The sequence below is a fragment of the Caballeronia sp. AZ1_KS37 genome (assembly GCF_023631165.1).
GTDB classification, from domain to species: domain Bacteria; phylum Pseudomonadota; class Gammaproteobacteria; order Burkholderiales; family Burkholderiaceae; genus Caballeronia; species Caballeronia zhejiangensis.
Genome location: NZ_JALQDP010000034.1, coordinates 528,658 through 548,980 on the forward strand (window position 1 = coordinate 528,658; position 20,323 = coordinate 548,980).

General features: G+C 65.0%; 18 protein-coding genes. 6 read left to right on the plus strand and 12 right to left on the minus strand.

Annotated features, from left to right (window positions below; all coding sequences use genetic code 11):
• Positions 1-4: 4 nt before the first annotated feature.
• The 5 genes from NCS00_RS23030 to NCS00_RS23050 are packed head-to-tail and all read left to right on the plus strand — an operon-like array spanning position 5 to position 8,162.
• On the plus strand, positions 5-3,217 hold the full coding sequence (locus NCS00_RS23030; protein WP_175981170.1) for an efflux RND transporter permease subunit: 3,213 nt from the start codon (positions 5-7) through the stop codon (positions 3,215-3,217).
• A 1-nt stretch (position 3,218) separates the two neighbouring features.
• Positions 3,219-4,709 (plus strand): efflux transporter outer membrane subunit, encoded by a 1,491-nt coding sequence (locus NCS00_RS23035; protein WP_008348477.1) that lies wholly within the window; start codon positions 3,219-3,221, stop codon positions 4,707-4,709.
• Complete coding sequence (locus tag NCS00_RS23040; protein ID WP_008348479.1) at positions 4,706-5,992, plus strand: paraquat-inducible protein A; 1,287 nt, start codon at positions 4,706-4,708, stop codon at positions 5,990-5,992. The genes NCS00_RS23035 and NCS00_RS23040 overlap by 4 nt, the downstream gene beginning before the upstream one ends.
• On the plus strand, positions 5,989-7,578 hold the full coding sequence (locus NCS00_RS23045) for a PqiB family protein (protein ID WP_175981172.1): 1,590 nt from the start codon (positions 5,989-5,991) through the stop codon (positions 7,576-7,578). Before NCS00_RS23040 ends, NCS00_RS23045 begins: the two co-directional genes overlap by 4 nt.
• The gene (locus NCS00_RS23050; RefSeq protein ID WP_250441081.1) at positions 7,578-8,162 is read left to right on the plus strand and encodes a PqiC family protein; all 585 of its coding nucleotides are present in this window, start codon (positions 7,578-7,580) and stop codon (positions 8,160-8,162) included. Before NCS00_RS23045 ends, NCS00_RS23050 begins: the two co-directional genes overlap by 1 nt.
• A 9-nt stretch (positions 8,163-8,171) precedes the next feature.
• Here the strand turns inward: NCS00_RS23050 and NCS00_RS23055 are convergent, their stop codons facing one another.
• The 9 genes from NCS00_RS23055 to NCS00_RS23095 form a co-directional block, all read right to left on the minus strand.
• Positions 8,172-9,173 carry a hypothetical protein gene (locus tag NCS00_RS23055; protein WP_250441069.1) on the minus strand — a complete coding sequence of 334 codons (1,002 nt, stop codon included), beginning with the start codon at positions 9,171-9,173 and terminating at the stop codon, positions 8,172-8,174.
• Positions 9,174-9,175: 2 nt separating this feature from the next.
• A complete protein-coding gene (gene fabI, locus NCS00_RS23060) occupies positions 9,176-9,958 on the minus strand; it encodes an enoyl-ACP reductase FabI (RefSeq protein ID WP_175981176.1) in 783 nt (260 codons plus the stop codon).
• Complete coding sequence (locus NCS00_RS23065) at positions 9,955-11,157, minus strand: acetate/propionate family kinase (protein WP_008348486.1); 1,203 nt, start codon at positions 11,155-11,157, stop codon at positions 9,955-9,957. Before NCS00_RS23065 ends, fabI begins: the two co-directional genes overlap by 4 nt.
• 4 nt (positions 11,158-11,161) lie before the next feature.
• Positions 11,162-12,100: a phosphate acetyltransferase gene (locus NCS00_RS23070; RefSeq protein ID WP_008348487.1), complete on the minus strand. Its 939-nt coding sequence runs from the start codon at positions 12,098-12,100 to the stop codon at positions 11,162-11,164.
• 39 nt (positions 12,101-12,139) lie between these two features.
• On the minus strand, positions 12,140-14,431 hold the full coding sequence (locus tag NCS00_RS23075; RefSeq protein ID WP_250436782.1) for a DUF3141 domain-containing protein: 2,292 nt from the start codon (positions 14,429-14,431) through the stop codon (positions 12,140-12,142).
• Positions 14,432-14,578: 147 nt separating this feature from the next.
• Positions 14,579-16,273 carry a SulP family inorganic anion transporter gene (locus NCS00_RS23080; RefSeq protein WP_250441070.1) on the minus strand — a complete coding sequence of 565 codons (1,695 nt, stop codon included), beginning with the start codon at positions 16,271-16,273 and terminating at the stop codon, positions 14,579-14,581.
• A gap of 25 nt (positions 16,274-16,298) precedes the next feature.
• Entirely contained in the window at positions 16,299-17,132 is an 834-nt protein-coding gene (gene ppk2, locus NCS00_RS23085) for a polyphosphate kinase 2 (RefSeq protein ID WP_008348496.1), read from the minus strand.
• Positions 17,133-17,233: 101 nt separating this feature from the next.
• Positions 17,234-17,491: an RNA recognition motif domain-containing protein gene (locus NCS00_RS23090; protein ID WP_008348497.1), complete on the minus strand. Its 258-nt coding sequence runs from the start codon at positions 17,489-17,491 to the stop codon at positions 17,234-17,236.
• 58 nt (positions 17,492-17,549) lie between these two features.
• On the minus strand, positions 17,550-17,762 hold the full coding sequence (locus tag NCS00_RS23095; protein ID WP_033536232.1) for a DUF2964 family protein: 213 nt from the start codon (positions 17,760-17,762) through the stop codon (positions 17,550-17,552).
• Between the two features lie 232 nt (positions 17,763-17,994).
• Between NCS00_RS23095 and NCS00_RS23100 the strand changes: the two genes are divergently transcribed.
• Positions 17,995-18,921: a hypothetical protein gene (locus tag NCS00_RS23100; RefSeq protein ID WP_008348502.1), complete on the plus strand. Its 927-nt coding sequence runs from the start codon at positions 17,995-17,997 to the stop codon at positions 18,919-18,921.
• Positions 18,922-18,931: 10 nt separating this feature from the next.
• Here NCS00_RS23100 and NCS00_RS23105 read toward each other — a convergent pair whose 3' ends face one another.
• The 3 genes from NCS00_RS23105 to NCS00_RS23115 all read right to left on the minus strand — a co-directional run.
• Positions 18,932-19,444, minus strand: coding sequence for a hypothetical protein (locus NCS00_RS23105; RefSeq protein ID WP_008348503.1), 513 nt, complete (start codon positions 19,442-19,444; stop codon positions 18,932-18,934).
• Between the two features lie 35 nt (positions 19,445-19,479).
• Positions 19,480-20,079, minus strand: coding sequence for a hypothetical protein (locus NCS00_RS23110; protein WP_008348505.1), 600 nt, complete (start codon positions 20,077-20,079; stop codon positions 19,480-19,482).
• Positions 20,080-20,117: 38 nt separating this feature from the next.
• Positions 20,118-20,323: glycine zipper family protein (locus NCS00_RS23115; RefSeq protein ID WP_250441071.1), on the minus strand; the 206-nt coding region annotated here is incomplete at its 5' end.

A 20,323-nucleotide genomic window follows, 5' to 3' on the forward strand; every position in this document is an offset into this window, starting at 1 on the left:
GCCAATGAACATTTCACATTTCTGCATTGACCGTCCGATTTTCGCGTCGGTCATTTCGATCATCATCACGCTGGGCGGCGCGCTGACCATGCTCGCGCTGCCCACCGCGCAGTATCCAGACATCACGCCGCCGCAGATCACGATCTCCGCGACTTATCCGGGCGCGAGCGCGGATGTGGTCGCGAACAACGTCGCCGCGCCGATCGAGCAGCAGGTCAACGGCGCGGACAACATGATCTACATGAGCTCGTCCAGCTCGTCGACGGGCAATCTCACGATCAACGCGTACTTCCAGATCGGCACGAATCCGGAACTCGCACAGGTCGACGTGCAGAACCGCGTGAACCTCGCGCTGCCGCAGCTGCCGCAGTCGGTGACGGCGCAGGGCGTGCAGGTGCAGAAGAAGTCGCAGGCGTTCATGATGGTCATCGCCATCTATTCGCCCGACGAGCGCTATGACGCGACGTATATCGCGAACTACGCGAACGTGTACGTCCTCGACGCGTTGAAGCGCATTCCGGGCGCGAACCAGAGCGCGATCTTCGGCACGCCCGATTACGCGATGCGCATCTGGCTCAAGCCCGACCGCATGGCGCAGCTCGGCATCACCGCCGCCGACGTGCAACGCGCCGTCGCCAATCAGAACCAGCAGTTCGCGGTCGGCCGTCTCGGGCAATCGCCGACTGGCGCGCCCGTCGAACAGTCCTTCGCGGTGACGACGACGGGCCGCCTCACCGAGCCTGCCGAGTTCGAGAACATCATCATCCGCGCGCAATCGGGCGGCGCGGCGATCGTGCGTCTGAAAGACGTGGGACGCGCGGAGCTCGGACAAAAAGACTATTCGATCCGCAGCCGCTTTCAGGGCAAATCGGCGACGGTGCTCGCGGTGTATCAGCAGCCTGGCGCGAACGCGCTCGATGTGTCCAAGCAGGTGCGCGCGTCGCTCGCGGAAATGAAGAAGACGTTCCCGCAGGGCATCGACTACGAAATCGCGATGGACACGACGGAGTTCACGCGCGCGTCCATCTCCGATGTGGTGCATACGTTCTTCGAAGCGGTCGTGCTGGTCGTGATCGTCGTGTTCGTGTTCCTGCAAAGCCTGCGCGCGACGCTCATTCCGGTGCTCGCGGTGCCGGTGTCGATTGTCGGCACGTTCATGGGCATGGAAGCGCTCGGCTTCTCCATCAACATGTTGACGCTGTTCGGCATGGTGCTTGCCATCGGCATTGTCGTGGACGATGCGATCGTCGTGATCGAGAACGTCGAGCGCAACATGACGGTGCACAAGCTCGATCCGAAGACCGCCGCGAAGAAGGCGATGGACGAAGTGGCCGGGCCGGTCGTCGCCATCGTGCTCGTGCTGTGCGCGGTGTTCGTGCCGGTGGCGTTCCTCTCCGGCATCACGGGGCAGATGTACAAGCAGTTCGCCATCACGATCGCGATATCGGTGGTGATATCGGGCCTCGTCGCGCTGACCTTGTCGCCCGCCCTCGCCTCCTTGCTGCTCAAGCCGGGACATCACGAGAAAAAGGGCTTTTTCCGCTGGTTCGACAATCAATTCGCGCGCATGACGCGGGGCTACACGCACCTCGTGCGGCTCGTCATCAAGCGTTTCGCGATCGCGCTGCTGCTCTTTGTCGGCATGATCGCGCTCGCCGTCATGATGATGCGCGACATTCCGACGGCGTTCCTGCCGCCCGAGGATCAGGGCTATCTGCTCGGCGCCGTCATCATGCCCGATGCCGCGTCGCTCGACCGCACCGGCGCCGTGTCCGACCGCGTGACCGAATACTTCATGAAACAGCCGGCGGTCGGCAGCATCACGACGGTCGATGGCTTCTCCATTCTCGACAGCCAGAACAAGAACAATTCGTCGACGTTCTTCGTCGGCTTCAAGAGTTTCGAGGATCGCTATACGTCGGCGAATATCCGCACGCAGAACGCGCGCGCCGTGCTCGTCGATGCTTACAAGCATCTCTCGCAGATTCGGGAGGGCATCGTCGTGCCGCTGAATCCGCCGTCGATTCCGGGCCTCGGCACGACGGGCGGCACCGAAATGTGGATTCAGAGCAAGGGCGACGCGACCATCGCGCAGTTCGCCGGAATCGTCGACGATTTCGTCGCGAAGGCGAAAGCGCGGCCGGAGCTGACGGGCGTGACGAGCACGTTCAACGCGTCGTCGCAGCAACTGCTCGCCAACGTCGACCGCGACAAGGCCGAAACGCTCGGCGTGCCCGTCGAGGACGTCTACAGCGCGATGCAGACGATGTTCGGCTCGCTGTACGTGTCGCAGTTCAATCGATCGAGCCGCCTGTGGCAGGTGATTCTGCAAGCGGAGCCGCAGTATCGGCTGAAGCCCGACGATCTCACGCAGATTTTCGTGAAGAGCAAGAGCGGCGAGATGGTGCCGCTCAAGTCCGTGGTCAATACGAAGTACGTGACCGGTCCCGATCTCATCACGCGCTTCAACAACTTCCCCGCGGTGAAGATCACGGCGAACGCCGCGCCGGGCTACGCGTCGGGGCAAGTGATCGCGGCGCTGGAAGACATCGCGAAGGACTTGCCGAGCGATTACGGCATCGGCTGGAGCGGCGAGGCTTACGAGGCGAAACAGTCGGGCAGTTCGTCGGCGCTCGTGTTCATATTCGGCCTCATCATGGTCTTCCTGATTCTCGCCGCGCAGTACGAAAAGTGGAGCCTGCCGTTCGGCGTGCTGATGGCGGTGCCGTTCGCGATCTTCGGCGCGCTGCTCGCGATCCTCTTGCGCGGCCTGAACAACGACGTGTACTTCCAGATCGGTTTGACGATGCTCGTCGCACTCGCCGCGAAAAACGCGATTCTCATCTTCGAGTTCGCCGTGCTGAATCGCGAGGCGGGCGCGTCGGTCTACGACGCCGCGATGACCGCCGCCGAAGAGCGCCTGCGCCCGATCGTGATGACTTCGCTCGCGTTCATTCTCGGCTGCGTGCCGCTCGCGATCGCGACGGGCGCATCGGCGAACAGCCGGCACTCGATCGGCACGGGCGTGATCGGCGGGATGCTCGGCGCGACGGTCATCGCCGTGTTCTTCATCCCGATGTTCTTCTGGGGACTCGAAACGATGTCCTCCCGCTCGAAGAAGAAGAAAGGCGCCGAAGCGAGCGCGCCGGATGCCAAGCAGACGCACGGCGGAAGCGGCCAGAACGCGTCGCCGTCCGCTCCGGACAAGGGAGACTGACATGCGGCGCGCCAGCCTCGTTCACTCGTTTTCGGGCATCGCCGCGGCGCTGTCGCTGTCCGGCTGCCTGCTCGGCCCGAACTACTCGCGTCAGCCGGTCGAAACCCCGGCGACGTACCGCTTCGCCGCGCCCGAAGTCGCCGACGCCGCGAACTCGGAATGGTGGCGTCAGTTTCAGGATCCGGTTCTCGACGAGCTGATCTCGACGGCGCTCGCGAACAACAAGGACGTCAAGATCGCGGCGGCGCGCGTCGATCAGTTCATGGGCCAGTTCGTCACGACGCGTTCCTTGCTGTTCCCGCAGATATCGGCGGGCGCGACGGCCTCGCGGCAGCGCGCGTCGGCGGCGGGACCGCAACCGCTCAACGGCTTCGGGCCGGTCTACAACGACTTCCAGGCGTCGATCGCCGCGTCGTGGGAACTCGATCTCTTCGGCCGCACCCGGCGTCTGACCGAAGCCGCGCGTGCGAATCTGCTGTCGAGCGAAGAAGGACGGCGCGCGACGATCCTGTCGCTGGTGGCGTCGGTGGCGTCGTCGTATCTGAATTTGCGCAGTCTCGACAAGCAGCTCGAAATCGCGAAGGCGACGACGCAAAGCCGCGCCGAATCGGTGCATGTGTTCACGCTGCGCTTCGAAGGCGGCGAAGTCTCGCAGATGGAACTCGCGCAAAGCCAGTCCGAATACGAAGCCTCGCTCGCGACGATTCCGCAGCTCGAAACGCAGATCGCGCAGCAGGAAGACGCGCTGTCTATCCTGCTCGGCGCGAATCCCGGGCCGATCGTGCGCGGCCGAACGCTCGGCGAGATGGCGACGCCCGTCATCCCCGCCGGCCTGCCTTCGGACTTGCTGGAGCGCCGGCCCGATCTGCTGCAGGCGGAACAGGATTTGATCGCGGCGAACGCGCTGATCGGCGCGGCGCGCGCGCTCTATTTCCCGCAGATTTCGCTGACGGGCCTGCTCGGCACCGCGAGCGGCCAGTTCTCGTCGCTGTTCACGGGGCCGTCGCGCATCTGGTCGTTCGCGGGACAGGTCACGCAGCCGATCTTCACGGCGGGCAACATCTCGGGTCAGGTGCAGTCCGCCGAAGCGCAGCAGCAGGCGGCGCTGCTCACGTATCAGAAGGCGATCCAGGTCGCGTTCCAGGAAGTCGACGACGCGCTCATCGCCTCGCAGAAACTGCACGAACAGCTCGAAGTGCAGGGCCGCCAGGTCACGGCGCTCGCGACCTACTCGCGCCTTGCGCGGGCGCGCTACGAAGGCGGTTATACGAGTTACATCGAAGTGCTCGACGCCGAGCGCAGCCTCTTCAACGCGCAGTTGTCGGCGACGCAGACGCAGGCCGCCGCGCTCGTGTCGTTCGTCACGCTCTACAAGGTGATGGGCGGCGGCTGGGTCGTCGCAGCCGACAAGATGACGACGCAACAGCAGTCGGCCACGCCTTCCGCCGATTCGCCCAAACCGGGCCAGCCCGCTTCGCAGACGGTGCAATGAACACGGTCACATCGGAGGATCGCGACGCGCGGCCGCTGATCGCGTGTCACGAATGCGATCTGATGCAGCGCGAGTGCGACGTGCCGCCCGGCGGCACGCTGCGCTGCTGCCGCTGCCGCGCCGTGCTGTACCGGCGCCGCGGGCGCGGCTTCGATCGCGCGCTCGCGTACGCGCTCGCCGCCTGCGTGCTGTGGCTGATCTCGAACGCGTTTCCGATCGTCGGTCTCGCGGTGAACGGCGATCTCGTCGAGACGACGCTCTTCGGCGCCGTGCGCGTGCTCTATCGCGACGGCATGTGGCCGCTCGCCGCCCTCATCTTCTTCACGACGATCCTGATGCCCGCCGTGCAGGCGCTCGGCATGGTGTGGCTGCTGCTGCCGCTTTATCTGGAGCGCCGGCCGTGGCGCGCCGACACCGTGTATCGCCTGCTGCGCGTCGCGCGCAACTGGGGCATGACCGAAGTGCTGATGCTCGGCTTGCTCGTCGCGGTCGTGAAGCTCGCGCATATCGCATCGGTGGTGACGGGGCCGGCGCTGTGGTCGCTCGCCGCGCTGATGCTGCTGCTCGTCGCGGCGTCATCGTCGTTCGATGAACGCGCCATGTGGCAGCGCGTCGAAGGCGCGCCGCCCGGCATGCCCGCCGACACGCCGCTCAAAGGGCGCACGGCGGCGGAAAGCGGCATCTGCGTATGTCACGATTGCGGCCTTTCCACGCGCGGCATGCAGCACCGCGGCCATCTGTGCTGTCCGCGCTGCGGCGCGCATTTGCATCTGCGCAAGCCCGCGAGCCTTTCGCGAACCTGGGCGTATCTGATTTCGGCGGCGATCCTGTATATCCCGGCGAACATCCTGCCGGTGATGAACACGAGCTCGCTCTTCGGCGCGCAGAAAGACACGATCATGAGCGGCGTCGCGTATCTGTGGACGTCCGGCTCGCCGCCGCTCGCGGTGCTCGTGTTCATCGCGAGCATCGCCGTGCCGATGCTGAAGATTCTCGCCATCGGTTATCTCGCCACGAGCGCGAATCTGCGCATGACGCAGCAGAGCGCGTTTCGCGCGCGCGTCTACCGTATCGTCGAATTCGTGGGACGCTGGTCGATGCTCGATATCTACGTGATCGCCGTGCTCGTCGCGCTCGTGCAGTTCAGCGCGATGGCGACGATCGAGGCCGGGCCGGCGGCGATCGCGTTCGGCGCGGTCGTCGTGCTGACGATGTTCGCGGCGATGTCGTTCGATCCGCGCCTGATCTGGGATTTCTCGCCGACTCGGGAAGGTACGCGATGAACACGCCCGATGCCGAAGTCGTGCCGAAGAGGCGCTGGCGCATTCCGTGGGTCTGGATCGTGCCGCTGGTCGCGGTGGCGATCGGCATCTGGCTCGCGGCGCAGGCCGTGCTGGAGAAAGGGCCGACCGTCACCATCAGCTTCAAGACCGGCGAAGGCCTCGAAGCCGGCAAGACGAAGATCAAGTTCAAGAACGTCGACATCGGCCTCGTCAAGACGGTCGCGCTGTCGAAGGATTACACGCGCGTGATCGCGACGGCCGAGCTGACGCGCGACGCGACCAACATGCTCGTCGACGACACGCGCTTCTGGGTCGTGCGGCCGCGCGTGGCGGGCGGCTCGGTGTCGGGCATCAGTACGCTGCTGTCGGGCGCGTATATCGGCATGGACATCGGCCGCTCGAAGCAGGACCGGCGCGATTACACCGGCCTCGAAACGCCGCCGATCTTCGCGAGCGACGTGCCGGGGCGGCAGTTCATCCTGAAGGCGACCGATCTCGGCTCGGTCGATGTCGGCACGCCGATTTATTTTCGCCGTCTGCAAGTGGGCCAGGTGACGGCGTTCGAACTCGACAAGGACGGCAGCGGCGTCACGCTGCACGTATTCGTCAACGCGCCCTATGACCGTTACGTGAACGCCGATTCGCGCTTCTGGCAGGCGGGCGGCATCGACGTGACGCTCGGCACCGACGGGCTCAAGGTCAACACGCAGTCGCTCGTGTCGATCCTCATCGGCGGACTCGCGTTCGAGACGCCCGCCGTGTCGCTCAGTTGGGCGGAAGCGCCGCGCGACACCGTGTTCACGCTGCATCCGACACGCGCCGATGCGCTGCGCGTGCGCGAAAGCATCGTCGATAAATATGTCTTCGCGTTCGATGGTTCCGTGCGCGGCCTCGCGGTCGGCGCGCCGGTCGAATTCCGCGGCATTCAGATCGGCGAGGTGTCGGCGATTTATACGCGCTTCGATCCGGTGACGAAGCGCATCAGCATACCGGTCGAGGTGAATCTGTATCCGGAGCGTTTCACGTCGCGCTTCGCCAACGTGCCGAAGGGCGGCCGCCTCACGAACGACCGCAAGGAACTCGCGGACCTGCTCGTCGCGCGCGGCATGCGCGGGCAGTTGCGCACCGGGAGCCTGCTGACGGGCCAGTTATATGTGTCGATCGACTTCTTCCCGGCTGCGAAGAAAGCGAGCATCGACTGGAGCCGCACGCCGCCCGAAATGCCGACGACGCCAAGCGGCCTCGACTCGTTGCAGGATTCGGTCAACCGCATCATGACGCGCATCGACAAGCTGCCGATCGAGGAGCTGACCGCGAGCGCGCGGCAGACGCTCGACAGCACTACGCGGCTGATGCAGGGCCTCAACACGGAAGTCGTGCCGCAGGCCGCGACGACGCTCGCCGCGGCGCGCGCCGCGCTCGATGCCGCGCATTCCACGCTGATGCCGGATTCCGGGCTGCAGCAGGACACGGCCGAAGCGATCCGCGAACTGACGCGCACGGCAGTCTCGTTCCGCAGTCTCGCGGATTATCTGCAGCAGCATCCGGAAGCGTTGCTGCGCGGCAAGCCGGAGGACAAGAAGTGATGCGGCCCGTACTCGTCTCTCTCGTTCTTTCGATGGCGATGCTCGCCGGATGCGCCTCGCCCAGCGCGAGCTTTTATCGCTTGAGCGCCGATCCGTCGCTGACCGCGGCGACCGCGCGCGCCGCATCGAGTCCGGTGATCGTCGGACCGGTGACGGTGCCCGATCTCGTCGACCGGCCGCAGATCGTCACGCGCAGCACCGACAACGAAGTCACGTTGAACGAATACGCGCGCTGGGGCGAGCCGCTCAAGAGCAGCATCGCGGATGCCATCGCGGGCGATCTCGCGCTGCTGCTCGCATCGGATCAGGTCGCGCCTGCATCGCGCGCCATCGCGGATGCGAACGCGTGGCGCGTGCGCGTCGATATCCAGCAGTTCGAATCCGTTCCCGGCGATGCCGTCGCGATCGACGCGCACTGGTCCGTGCGCCGCTTCGGCGACGACAACGCGCTGACCGGCCGTTCGCTCGTGCGCGAGCCGGTCAGCGGAAGCGGCTGGGATGCGCTCGTGGCCGCGCACAGCCGCGCGCTCGCGAGCGTGAGCAGGGATATCGCGGGGGCGATCGGGGGTAGTGGGCTCAAGTAGAAGCGCCCCTCACAGCACCAGCTTCGCCGCCTCATCGAACGCCGCGCCCGCGGGCGGCACATCGCGCCGCGCGATCCGCACGATCTCCACCGCGCGCGTCTGCGGCGGCTGCGTCGGCAAGTGCGCAAGCTCAATCGCGATGTCGGCGTGCGGCTCGTCGCAGCGCGTTTCCATCAGCAGGTTCATCTGATTCAGACACAGCTCGCGGTGCGTGACGGAAATCAGCGCCGCCGGCTCGGCGAGCAATTCGACGATGGTCTGAAGCTGCATCTCGATGGAATCGGCGAGCGAGCCGAGTGCCGAGAGCGCGGCTTCGTTCTCCTCGAAATCGCGCTGCAGCCGCGTGGCGTCGCCGGCCAGATCCGTCGATGCAATCAGGCCGCTCATGCCCGCGCCGCGCCGGCCGAGCATCTGCATGCGCGCGGTCAGCAACGCGCGATGTTCCTGCAGCGCGTCGCGCCGCGCGTCGTTTTGCGCGACGCGCGACATCGCTTCCAGCACGAACTGCTCGACGATCCGCTGCACGAGATCGCGTCTGAGCGCTTCGTCCGTTCCGTTGCAAAAGCGCATGCGCTTGTCGTCGAAGCTGACCGCCGTGCGCGCGACGTCCGAACGCAACGCGCCGCCCTCCACCGCCGCGACGAGCACCTTCCGCTCGACGAGCGTCGCGCCCAGCACCGCGAACCCATGATCGGCGGCGATGTTGCCGTCGAACCAGCCGCGCACATCGTGCGATTCGCCGATCACGCGCGCGACGTCGTCCGGCGTCGCGAACTTCGCGCGCAGATACGGGTCGTCCGCCCATGCCGCCGGTGTCGCGTCGCGCGGCGCGGGCAGCGCCGCGACGAGTTCCCGCGCGTGATCCAGCGTCTTGCCGACGGCCGGCGCGAGCCGCGACTCGTAACGGCTCGCGAGGCGCACCTGAGGCGCGACCGCGACGATGCGGCCGAGCGCTTCCTTGACATCCTCGCGCGAGCTCGCGTTATCGCGCCGGAACAGCCAGTTGAACATGCTTATCCCATGATATGCACGCCGCCGTCCACGTACAGCGTCTCGCCGGACATGCGCCGGGCGAAAGGCGTCGCGAGGAATGCGCAGGTAAAGCCGACGTCCATGATGTCGACCAGCTCGCCGAGCGGCGCACGCTGTGCGGCTTCGGTCAGGAGCAGGTCGAAGTCCTTGAGTCCCGATGCCGCGCGCGTCTTGAGCGGCCCCGGCGAAATAGCATGCACGCGAATGCCCTGCGGACCGAGCTCGTAGGCGAGATAGCGCGCGCACGCTTCGAGCGCGGCCTTCACCGGGCCCATTACGTTGTAGTTCGCGACGACCTTGTTCGCGCCGTGATAGCTCATCGTGAACATCGCGCCGCCGTCTTTCATCAGCGGCGCCGCGAGCCGCGCCATGCGGACGAACGAATGGCAGGAAATGTCCATCGCCTTCGCGAAGCCTTCGGCGGAACAGTTCAGCAGGCCGCCCTGCAGATCGTCCTTCGGCGCCCACGCGATCGAGTGCACGAGAATATCGAGCTTGCCCCACTCGCTCGCGATACGCTCGAACACCGCTTCCAGTTCCTCCTGGCTCGACGCGTTCAGCGGCATGAAGATCGGCGCTTCGAGGGCTTGCGCGTGCGGCTCGACGTAAGGCCGCGCTTTCTCGTCGGCATACGTGATGGCGAGATCGGCGCCCAGTTCGCGGAACGCTTTCGCGCAACCATAGGCGATCGAATGCTCGTTGGCGATGCCGGTGACGAGCGCCTTCGCGCCCTTCAGCACGGGCTGCGGGACATTCAATGTCATGCGGATGCTCCTTCGCGTTTGTCATCGATCAGCGCGAGCGTGTGGCGCGCGATCATGAGTTCTTCGTTGGTCGGAATCACCCATGCGCTCACCTTGCTCGACGCCGTGCTGATGCGCGGGCCGCCGCTCGCATTGGCTTCTGTATCGAGTTCGATGCCCCACCACGCCGCTTCTTCGCACACGCGTTGTCGTATCTCCTTCGAATGCTCGCCGATGCCCGCCGTGAACACGATCGCGTCGAGCCCGTGCAGCGCCGCGCTCATCGAGCCGAGCTCCCGGCCGATGCGATGCACGTAAAGATCGATCGCGAAGCGCGCGCGTTCGTCGCTGCTCGCGAGCAGCGCGCGCATGTCGCCCGACACGCCCGACACGCCGAGCAATCCCGACTGGCGATACAGCATGTCTTCGATCTCGCGCGCGTTCATGCCGAGCTCGTCGAGCATGTAAAGAACCACGCCCGGATCGAGATTGCCGCAGCGCGTGCCCATCATGAGACCGTCGACGGCGGTGAAGCCCATCGTGCTGGCGACGCTCTTGCCCGCGTGCATCGCGCACAGGCTCGCGCCGTTGCCCAGATGCGCGACGACCGTGCGCCCGCGCGCGGCATCGGGTGCAACATCCGGCAGGGCACTCGCGATGTATTCGTACGAGAGACCATGAAAGCCGTAGCGCCGCACGCCGTTCTTCGTGATCGATTCGGGCAGCGCGAACGCCTGCGCGAGCGGCGCCTGCGTCGAATGAAAGGCCGTGTCGAAGCACGCGACCTGCGGCAGGCCCGGATTGCGCTCGGCGACGATGCGTATCGGCCTCAAGTTATGCGGCTGATGCAGCGGCGCGAGCGGCGTGAGCTTGTCGAGTTCGTCGAGCACTTCGGGGCTCGTCAGTACGGGCTTCGTGAAACGCGCGCCGCCGTGCACCACGCGATGCCCCACGCCGACCAGACGATGCCCCGCGCCATGCCCGCGCAGATACGCGCCCAGATGCGCGATCGCTTCGGCATGTTGCAGCTTCGCGCCCTCGCCCCATGAATGCTCCGCGGACTTCTCGCCTCGCCTGTCGTAAGCGACGAAATGCGGCGCGCTGAACAGCGCTTCAACCTGTCCGTGCGTGACGAGTTCGAGCGCGTCGCCTTCGACATCGAACGCGCTGAACTTGATGCTCGACGAGCCCGCATTGAGAACCAGAATCACATCGGCCATGAAATCACCCCACTACTTGCGCTTCTTCGCGGCGCTTCGACGCCACGAGCGATGCGATCGCGCACGATGCGAGCCGCGATTGCAGCGAATCGGCGCGGCTCGTCAGAATGATCGGCACGCGCGCGCCGAGCACGATGCCGGCCGCATCCGCATTCGCGAGAAAAGACAGACTCTTCGCGAGCATGTTGCCCGCTTCGAGGTCCGGCACGATCAGCACGTTCGCGCGCCCCGCGACGGGCGAATCGATCTTCTTCGTATGCGCCGCTTCGAGGTCGATGGCATTGTCGAGCGCGAGCGGCCCGTCGACGAGCGCGCCCGTGATCTGATGACGATCGACCATCTTGCAGAGCGCGGCGGCCTCCAGCGTCGACGGCACCTTCGGGTTCACCGTTTCCATCGCCGAGAGAATCGCGACGCGCACTTCCGCGAAACGCAGCGCGTGGCCGAGATCGATCGCGTTTTGCAGGATGTCGACTTTATCGGCGAGCGTCGGCGCGATGTTGATGGCCGCGTCGCTGATGATGAGCACGTCGTCGTGCCCCGGCACATCCATGATGAAGCAATGCGACACGCGCCGCGACGTGCGCAGTCCGCCTTCGCGCTTCACGACCGCGGCCATGACTTCGTCGGTGTGCAGGCTGCCTTTCATGAGCGCTTCGGCCTTCGCCTCGCGCACGAGTTCCACCGCCTTTTCGGCAGCGGCGTGGCTGTGCGGCGCATCGACGATCGGAAAGCCCGCGATGTTGAGGCCGCATTCTTCCGCCACCTCGCGAATGCGATCGCGTGGCCCGACGAGTTGCGGCGCGATCAGACCCATCTCGTGCGCCTTCACCGCGCTTTCGAGCGATGTCCGGTCGCAGGGATGCACGACCGCCACCGCGAGCGGCGGCAACGCCTGGCAAACCTCGATGAGCCGTACATATTTTTCGCGCGGCTGATTCATTTCACCCTCCGTAGTTACGTGTGATGCAACGCCCGAACATCAGTGCGCGGGCGCGGAACGTCTTGGCGCGCGTGCAGCCTTGACCGGCAGCGCCGCGCGGATGCGCGCGAGCATGTCGTGCTGCGCGGCCGTCGGCTCGAAGCCCTGCATGCGGCTGTCGTCGTGCAGCTTGTCGAAGAGCGTGAGGAGCTTCTTGCGGTCGTCGCTGTCGTCGAGCAGACCGGGCAACGACGCGAGCGCCTGCTCGGGCTCGTAGCGCACGATGATTTCCTGTTCGCCGCGAATGCGCCGCCATTCGTCGCGCGGCATCTGCGGCAAATACTCCGCATAGTCGGCCGCGAGTTCCTGACGCAGCACCATGCGCGTGAGCGGCAACGGCTCGTCGTGACGCATGAGCAGGCACGCGACGCGCGCGACGGCTTCCGCGTATCCGCCGTGCGCAACCGACGCGAGCGCTTCCTGAACGAACGGCAGATCGCGCGGATCGGTCCGATTTTCTTGCGTCTCGCGTTCCTGCACGCGCTGTGCCGGCAGCAGGTTGCCGTACACGGAGAAGAACATCGCTTCGGTCGTGGCGTCGCGCATCGCACGATAGAAGTCGAGGCTCGCGCTGATCATGTCGGAGCCGCAATGCTCCGCACGGCGCAACGCGTCGCGTTCGGTGTCGGGCTTGCGCGTGGCCTTCACCGCTTCCGCCGCCGGGCCGAGCCATGCAAGCCACGGGTTCAGATCGGAGAACATCCAGCGCTGCGCGCGCAACGGATGGAACGCGCGCAGCATCGTCGCGGTCGCGTCGTTGGCCATTGCCTGAACGAAGGGTTGCGCGAACAGTTCGTACGCACGCTGATTGAAATCCGATACCTGTTTCACCGCTTCGAACGGCAGTTCGTCGATACGCTCGAAACGGTTGAAGCGCGCGGTCACGTCTTCGAGACGTCGCTCGTGAAAGCTCACGTCGTATTCGGTCTTGCCGTTCGCGTTCTTGCGTTCGGCGATCTCCATGCCGTACAGCCCCGGCGGAAACGATTCGATCGCTTCCAGCACCGATGCGATCTGCGTGTATTCCTTCTTCGCGACCTTGCCGCTCACGAAGATGCCGAGATGCCCGATGCTCTTGTGCATCAGTCCGACGATCACCTGCCCGCGTGCCTTGATCTCGTCGGTGCTGCCGTAGATATCCGCGACCCAGTTGAAGGCCTGTTGCGGCGGCGTGATGTTGTCGCCCATCGAAGCGAAGAGAATGATCGGCGATTTGATCGCGCGCAGATCGAACGATGCGCCCGACGCGCCGCGCACTTCGCCCGACCACAGCTTGTTGCCGACGAAAAGATTGCGCGTGATCCATTCGATCTCTTCGCGGTTCATCAGGTAATAGCCGCCCCACCAGCGCTCGAAGTCGAGAAAGCGCGGCGGTTCGGTGTCGATCTTGTCGAACAGCGTGTAGTACTTGTCCCAGAAACTGTTCGCCGGATTCAGGTTCTCGAAGTTCTCGACGAGATACGCGCCGTCGAACTTGCCGTTGCCGAGATCGGCCGTCAGCGAAGCGAGCCACGTCCCGCCGAGCATGCCGCCCGAGTAGCGCATCGGGTTGTCGCCCTCGCCTTCGCTCCACGCGCCGCTCCAGTACGACATCGGCGCGCCGTTGATGACGAGCGGACCGGTATCGTCGGGCTGCGAGCTCGCGAGCATCATCGCGGCCCAGCCGCCCTGGCAATTGCCGACGATAGCGGGCTTCGGGCTGTCCGGATGCATCTCGCGCACATGCTTCACGAACTGCTGCTCGGCCGCGCATACGTCGAGCAGCGTCTGGCCGGGCTGCGGGTCGCGAAAGAACGTGACGAAGTACACCGGATGACCCGCGCGCAACGCGACGCCGACTTGCGAATCGTCCTTGAATCCGCCGATGCCCGGACCATGCCCCGCACGCGGATCGATGATGAGATACGGCCGCTTCAGCGGATCGATGACTACGCCTTCGGGCGGCACGATACGCAACAGCGCATAGTTCACCGGCCGCGCGAACGTGCGTCCGTCGAGCAGCATTTCATGCGCGAAATGCAGCACCGGTTCGAGACCGCGCTTCGCCTGCTCGATGAAGTTGTTGCCGCGCTGACGCAGCGTGTCCCAGAAGAGCACCGTGCGCTGCATGACATCGACCGCATAGTCGAAGCCGTTGAAACGATCAGCCTCGCCGTTGCCGAGGACACGCACGCCTGCTTCGCGCGCGCGCTCGCTGAATTGATGCTGCGCAAGCTCCGCGCGCTTCTGATAAACGCGTGTGACCTTTTCCGCGATTTTCTGGCTGCGCGCCAGTTGATCTGCATACGTCATGACGTGATCTCCGCGAGGGAACGTGCAAGGGACAACGCAGGAAGCAGATGCATCGGCGGCCATGATGAACGCATGGTCCGATGACTTGGATACCATCATCAAAATATATGCGCAATGTGCGACAAGCAGGTGGCAAAAATTCGCGACTCAACGACGCGCGACTTCATCGCCATTGCGCGAAACAATCTCCTGATACTTCGCGACGACATGTTCGAGGTTATAGAACATGCGCGCTTCGCCGAGCCGCGCGCCGAGCGGCGAGCGCCGCACCGCCGCGAGCACGCCCGGATTCAGGCCCGCGAGCCAGAGCGTGGTGCCGTTCGCGGCGAGGCGCGCTTCGGCTTCGATCATCATCTTGAGCGCGGTGTATTCGACATCGAAGACGCGGCTCAGATCCAGCACGACGATCTTCGCGTCGGAATCGCGCACGAGCGGGCGGATCTTTTCGGCGACACGTTGCGCATTCGCGAAGAATATGCGCCCTTCGGGACGCAGCAGCAATAAGCCGGGAAACGCTTCGTCGTCCGGATGCCGCGACGAAGCGCGCCGGAACACGTTGGTTCCCGGTATCCGCTTCAATGCGTACACAGGCGGATTGGACACCTGATGCGCGAGCGCGAAGAGCGACACGACGATCGCCACCACGATGCCTTCCAGCGTTCCGAACAACACGACGCCCGCGCATGCCGTGAGCGCCCACAGGAATTCGGTGCGGCGAATCTTCAGGATCGCGCGGAATTCGGCGGGGCTGAAAAGCCCGATCGAATAGAACACGACGACGGCCGCGAGCGTCGCGTGCGGCATCAGCGCCATGAGCGGCGCGAACAGCAGCATGACGGCGAGCGCGAGCGCCGCGGTCACGAGTCCCGCGAGTTGCGTGCGCGCGCCCGCCTGCCGGTTGACGGCCGTCTGGCTCGTTCCGCCGCCTGAGACCATCGCGCCGAAAAGCGCGCCGGCCGCGTTCGCGAGGCCGGTCGCGAGCAGTTCGCGGTTCGCATCGGGCGCGGGTTCGTCGTTGCGTGCGAACGCCCGCGCCGCCGCGATGCTTTCGGTGAAGCTCATCAACGCGATGCCGAGCGCGTCCGGCCACAGCTTCAATGCAAGCGACAGATCCGGCCGTGTCCACGACGGCAATCCCGCCGGCACCGCGCCGACCGTTTCGACGCCGTGCGCGCGCAGACCGAACGCGGCCACCGCGACGATCGCCGCCGCGACGACGAACAACGGCGCGGGCGCGCGCGGTGCGAAGCGTTCGAGCGCGATGAGCGCGGCGAGCGTCGCCAACGCGAGCGCGAGCGTGCTCGCCGACAGATGCGGCAAGCCCGCGACGAACGCGCCGACGTTGTGAAAGAACGATCCCTTCGGATAGTGAATGCCGAAGAGCTTCGGCAACTGATCCACGACGATGACGATCGCCACGCCCGCCTTGAAACCGACGAGCACCGGCTCGGAAATGAAGTTCGCGACGAACCCGAGACGCAGGCACGCCCCCGCGACGAGCATGATGCCGACGAGCATCGTCAGCGTCGCGTTGGCGACGGCGAGCGCGTGCGGATCGCCATTCGCGACGGTCGCGCCGAGCGCGTTCGCCGCGAGAATCGCGAGCGTGGTCGTCGTGCTGACGGACAGCGCGCGCGACGTGCCGACGAACGCGTACACGATCATCGGCACGCAGGCCGTGTAGAGGCCGACCTGAACCGGCAGGCCCGCGATGGTCGCGTACGCGAGCGCCTTCGGTATGACGACCGCCCCCGCCGTCAGGCCCGCGACGATATCGGCGCGCGCCCACGGCTTCTCGTAACGAAACAGCCATTCGGGCGCGATGGACGCGCGATGCGGCATGACGATCCCGCGTTCCGAAGTCGCGCTAAAAACGCTCGGGCACGTAGCGCAGCGGCCGATCGCTTTCGCGATAACCCTCCGCCTTCTGGCGCTTCGGCAACTTCACCTTTTCGCGCGGCACGGCCTTGTACGGGATATTCGCGAGCAGATGGCTGATGAGATTCAGGCGCGCGCGGCGCTTGTCGTCGGAACGCACGACGTACCACGGCGCCTGTTCCGTGTCGGTGGCCTCGAACATGTCGTCGCGAGCGCGCGAGTAGTCGTACCAGCGGCTGTAGGAACGCAGGTCCATCGGCGAGAGCTTCCAGATCTTGCGTTCGTCGTGGATGCGTTCCTCGAGACGCCGCGTCTGCTCTTCCTGACCGACCTCGAGCCAGTACTTGAGCAGAATCACGCCCGAATCGATGATCGCGCGCTCCACGAGCGGCACGCCTTTCAGAAAGGTTTTCGCCTGGTCCTCGGTACAGAAGCCCATCACGCGTTCGACGCCCGCGCGGTTGTACCAGCTTCGGTCGAAAAGCGTGATCTCGCCCGCGGCGGGCAGATGCGGCAGATAGCGCTGCACGTACATCTGCGTCTTTTCGCGCTCGGTGGGCGCGGGCAGCGCAACCACGCGGAAGATGCGCGGGCTCACCCGCTCGGTAATCGCCTTGATCGTGCCGCCCTTGCCCGCGCCGTCGCGTCCCTCGAACACGACGCAGACTTTCGCGCCCGTGTAGACGGCCCATTCCTGCAGCTTCACGAGTTCCACATGCAGGCGCGCAAGCTCTTTTTCGTACTGTTTCCTGTTCAGGCGCTCATGCACGCCCGCGCCTTCACGCACGCCTCTCGATTCGCCGACAGCCCTCTCTTCGTTCATTGCTGTCTCCCGATATTTTTGGATGCCATCCGCGCGGACGAACCGAGTCCGCCGTCGCGACGATGCGCGCGGCACATGGTCGCGGACCCGTCATGACGCCGTCAGGTTTCGTTGCGCTCGGGCACGACCTGCACCACGAGCGTGCGGTTCTTCCAGAACATGTTGTGGATGCGCGGCTGAAAGGTGCGCAGCACGTGCGGCTCGATCGAATCGAAGGTGACGACCGCGGCCGGATGCTCGCCGGTACCCGTCACGCGCTGAATCGAATCGTAGGGTGGAAAGCCGTAGCGGCAGAGAAATTCCCTGATTTCGTCGTCGGTCGTGGACTCTTCCACGTTGCCTATCCAGAGATCGCCCATTGCAAGATTCTCCGTTGAGTTGTGCGACGTTTCTTCGACTAATACACCAACGGACGGCTCAGGTCGACCCATCTCGCTTGGCCGATTTGCGCTGCGCGAGCGGATTCAGCGCGACGACGAAAGTCACGATCCCGATGCCGAGCGCCCACATGCCGTAACGGAATTCGAGTTTCATGTCGTACAGAAGGCCGTGGATCGTGAAATACAGCCCGGCGAGCCAGATGAACACGCCAATCGAGGCAACCACCATGCGCGGCTCGTTCAGTCTCATCGATGTCTCCTGGAAGCGGTGCGCGAGATAGCTTCAGTTTAGGAAAACTTCCGTCGTCCTGTGAACACACTCGTGTGCAATGACCTTGGCGCGCCGCGATCGTTAGGCTACATTTCCCGCGTATGGCGGAGCAGCAAATGCAACGCATGACCAACTAAACCAATCAACGTTCTGACGCGCCCCGCAGATGCAAAAGCCAACCCCTTTCCCGACCAGGTTGCGAAATTTCGTGATGCTCTTCGTCCTCGCTGCCGCGCCCTGCGCCGCGCTGGCGCAGGGCGCGCCGGACCGCGCGGTCGTCGGCGCAAACGTCAAGCAGTATGCGAATTCCGTGCTCGCGATCATGTCGTACACCGCGGTGCCGGATGTCACGACAAGTTCACTGTCGATCAATAGCGGCACGACCGGCAATCCGGGCTTCGGTCAGACGCAACTCGGCGGCGGCTTTACCCTCAGCAATTCGTTTCCGCTCTACCTCGAAGGCACGCTCGCGTACAGCCGCTACGATCCGACCTTCATCGCGACCGACGGCGACCAGCAGCGCGCGGTGCCTGCGAAATGGAACACGTTCAGCACGACGGTTGGCGTCGGCTGGGACTTCCCGATCACGAGCGAGCTGAAATTTCGCCCGATCATCAACGGCATGATCGGCCGCGTCGCGAGCGATGCGCGCATCGCGCAGACGGTGTTCAATCACGTCGCCAACACCAATCTGCAGTTCCTCGAGGACGGCGCGCTCAATGCGTACGGCGTCGGCGGCTCGCTGATGCTCGATCTGGAGCATTATCGCGAGCACTACGAGGTCGATGTCGAACTGCGCGCAACCGATATTTATCTACGCAGCTTCGGCAGTTCCTCGGAAGCGGTGCAAGGCTCCGCGACCGCGCAGCAGTTCAGCCTGTGGGCGCGCTGGCGTGCGCCCACAGGCTTCGCCGCGCTCGACAGGCCGGTGCGCTACGTGCTCGAAACCGCGTACTCGCATTACTTCGGCGACAGCGCGGGCGTGCTCGGCTTCAACGATCTGACATCGCTCGGCGTCGGGCTCGAACTGGACAGCAGCAAATATCCTGTCGTCATCACGCGCACGCGCGCGATGGTGCGCTACGTGTTCGGCCACAACGTGCACGGCGTGTCGTTCGGTCTCGCCGTCAGCTTCTAGCGCGCGCCGTTCAAAGCACGTTGCGCTGGCTCGGATCGTATTTCGGATCGGGCTGCTTCTGCGTCTGCCGGAGCACGCCCTGAGCGTCGAAATAGAAATGGAACAGCATGTGGTCGATGTTGTTCTCCAGGTATCGATACGTCCACACCTCGCGATCCATCCGCTTGAAATAGGCCGTCTCGAACGGGCGTCCGAACGCGATCATCACGTCGTTGCGCGTCCACTTGTTGACCTCGGCGCGGTAGAACTCGTTTTCCTGAAGCACTTGCCGAACACTGACCGTATTGCCCGACGCATCGAGATCGACGGCCGTGGTCGTCGATCCCATCGGCTGCGTGGGCCACATCAGACGCTTGCCGCCGTTCGGCAGGTCGTAGGTTTCCTTCGGCGGCCCGAGCCTGGCGACGATCGCCTGCTGATCCATGCCGGGCTGCACGCGCTGTTCCGGCTGCGCGCAACCGGCGAGCGCGAGCGCGACGGCGCACGCGCCGTGCGTCAGCGCGAATGCAAAGCGTTTTTTCATGGGTCTCTCCCGCGTCCGCCACGGTTGGTGGCGCCTTATTTTGTCATGGCGGGTTCCACGGATATGGCGAACGCTTCCGTATAAACGGCCTTCACCTGATCGCCCTTCTTGACGCGCTTCAGGCGCTCGGGATCCTGAACGTGCAGATCGACCGTCTCGCCGCGCGGCCCGCGCAGCGTCACGGTTTTCGCATGACGATCGACGGCGATCACATCGGCGATGATCGTCACTTCGCGCCCGACCTCGCCGCCCGGCTTCGCGCCCGGCGCCGCGCGCTCGGCCGAGTCGCTCTCGGAACGCGACGGCTGCGTCTTCTTGTCGAGCAGGCTCAGCGTCAACGACTCGCGGTACTGCGCGGTGACGACATCGCCGACTGCGAGCTGATCGAAGTTGCGCGCTTCGTTCGTGACTTCCAGTTCCATTACCTTGCCGGCGTTCGTTTTCAGCGTGACGGTGCGCGTCGCCGGATCGATGCCGACGATCGTCGCCGTCACCTTCGCGACGCCCTGCACCGTCGCGCCGTCCGGGTTTCGCACGACGCTGACGTCGGCCTGAGGATCGGCGGTGGGATCGGCTGCAAAGGCGCTTGCGGATAGCGCAAGGCATGACAAGACAACGAGGCTGACGCGTTTCATGTTCGCGCTCCTTTTGTTCTATCGATACCGCGATGACGTTACTGGATCGTGTAACCGCGTCCCTGCATGCACGCCGACCACGCGCGATAGTACGTCTGCATCGCGCCCTGGCTCTGCGCCTGCGCGTTGGATTCCTGCGCCCGCTTGTTCTGCCGTGCGCGCATGCCGCCGGCCATCGTGCCCGTCGCCGCGCCGATGGCCGCGCCCTTGCCCGCATCGCCCGCGATCGCACCGATCACCGCGC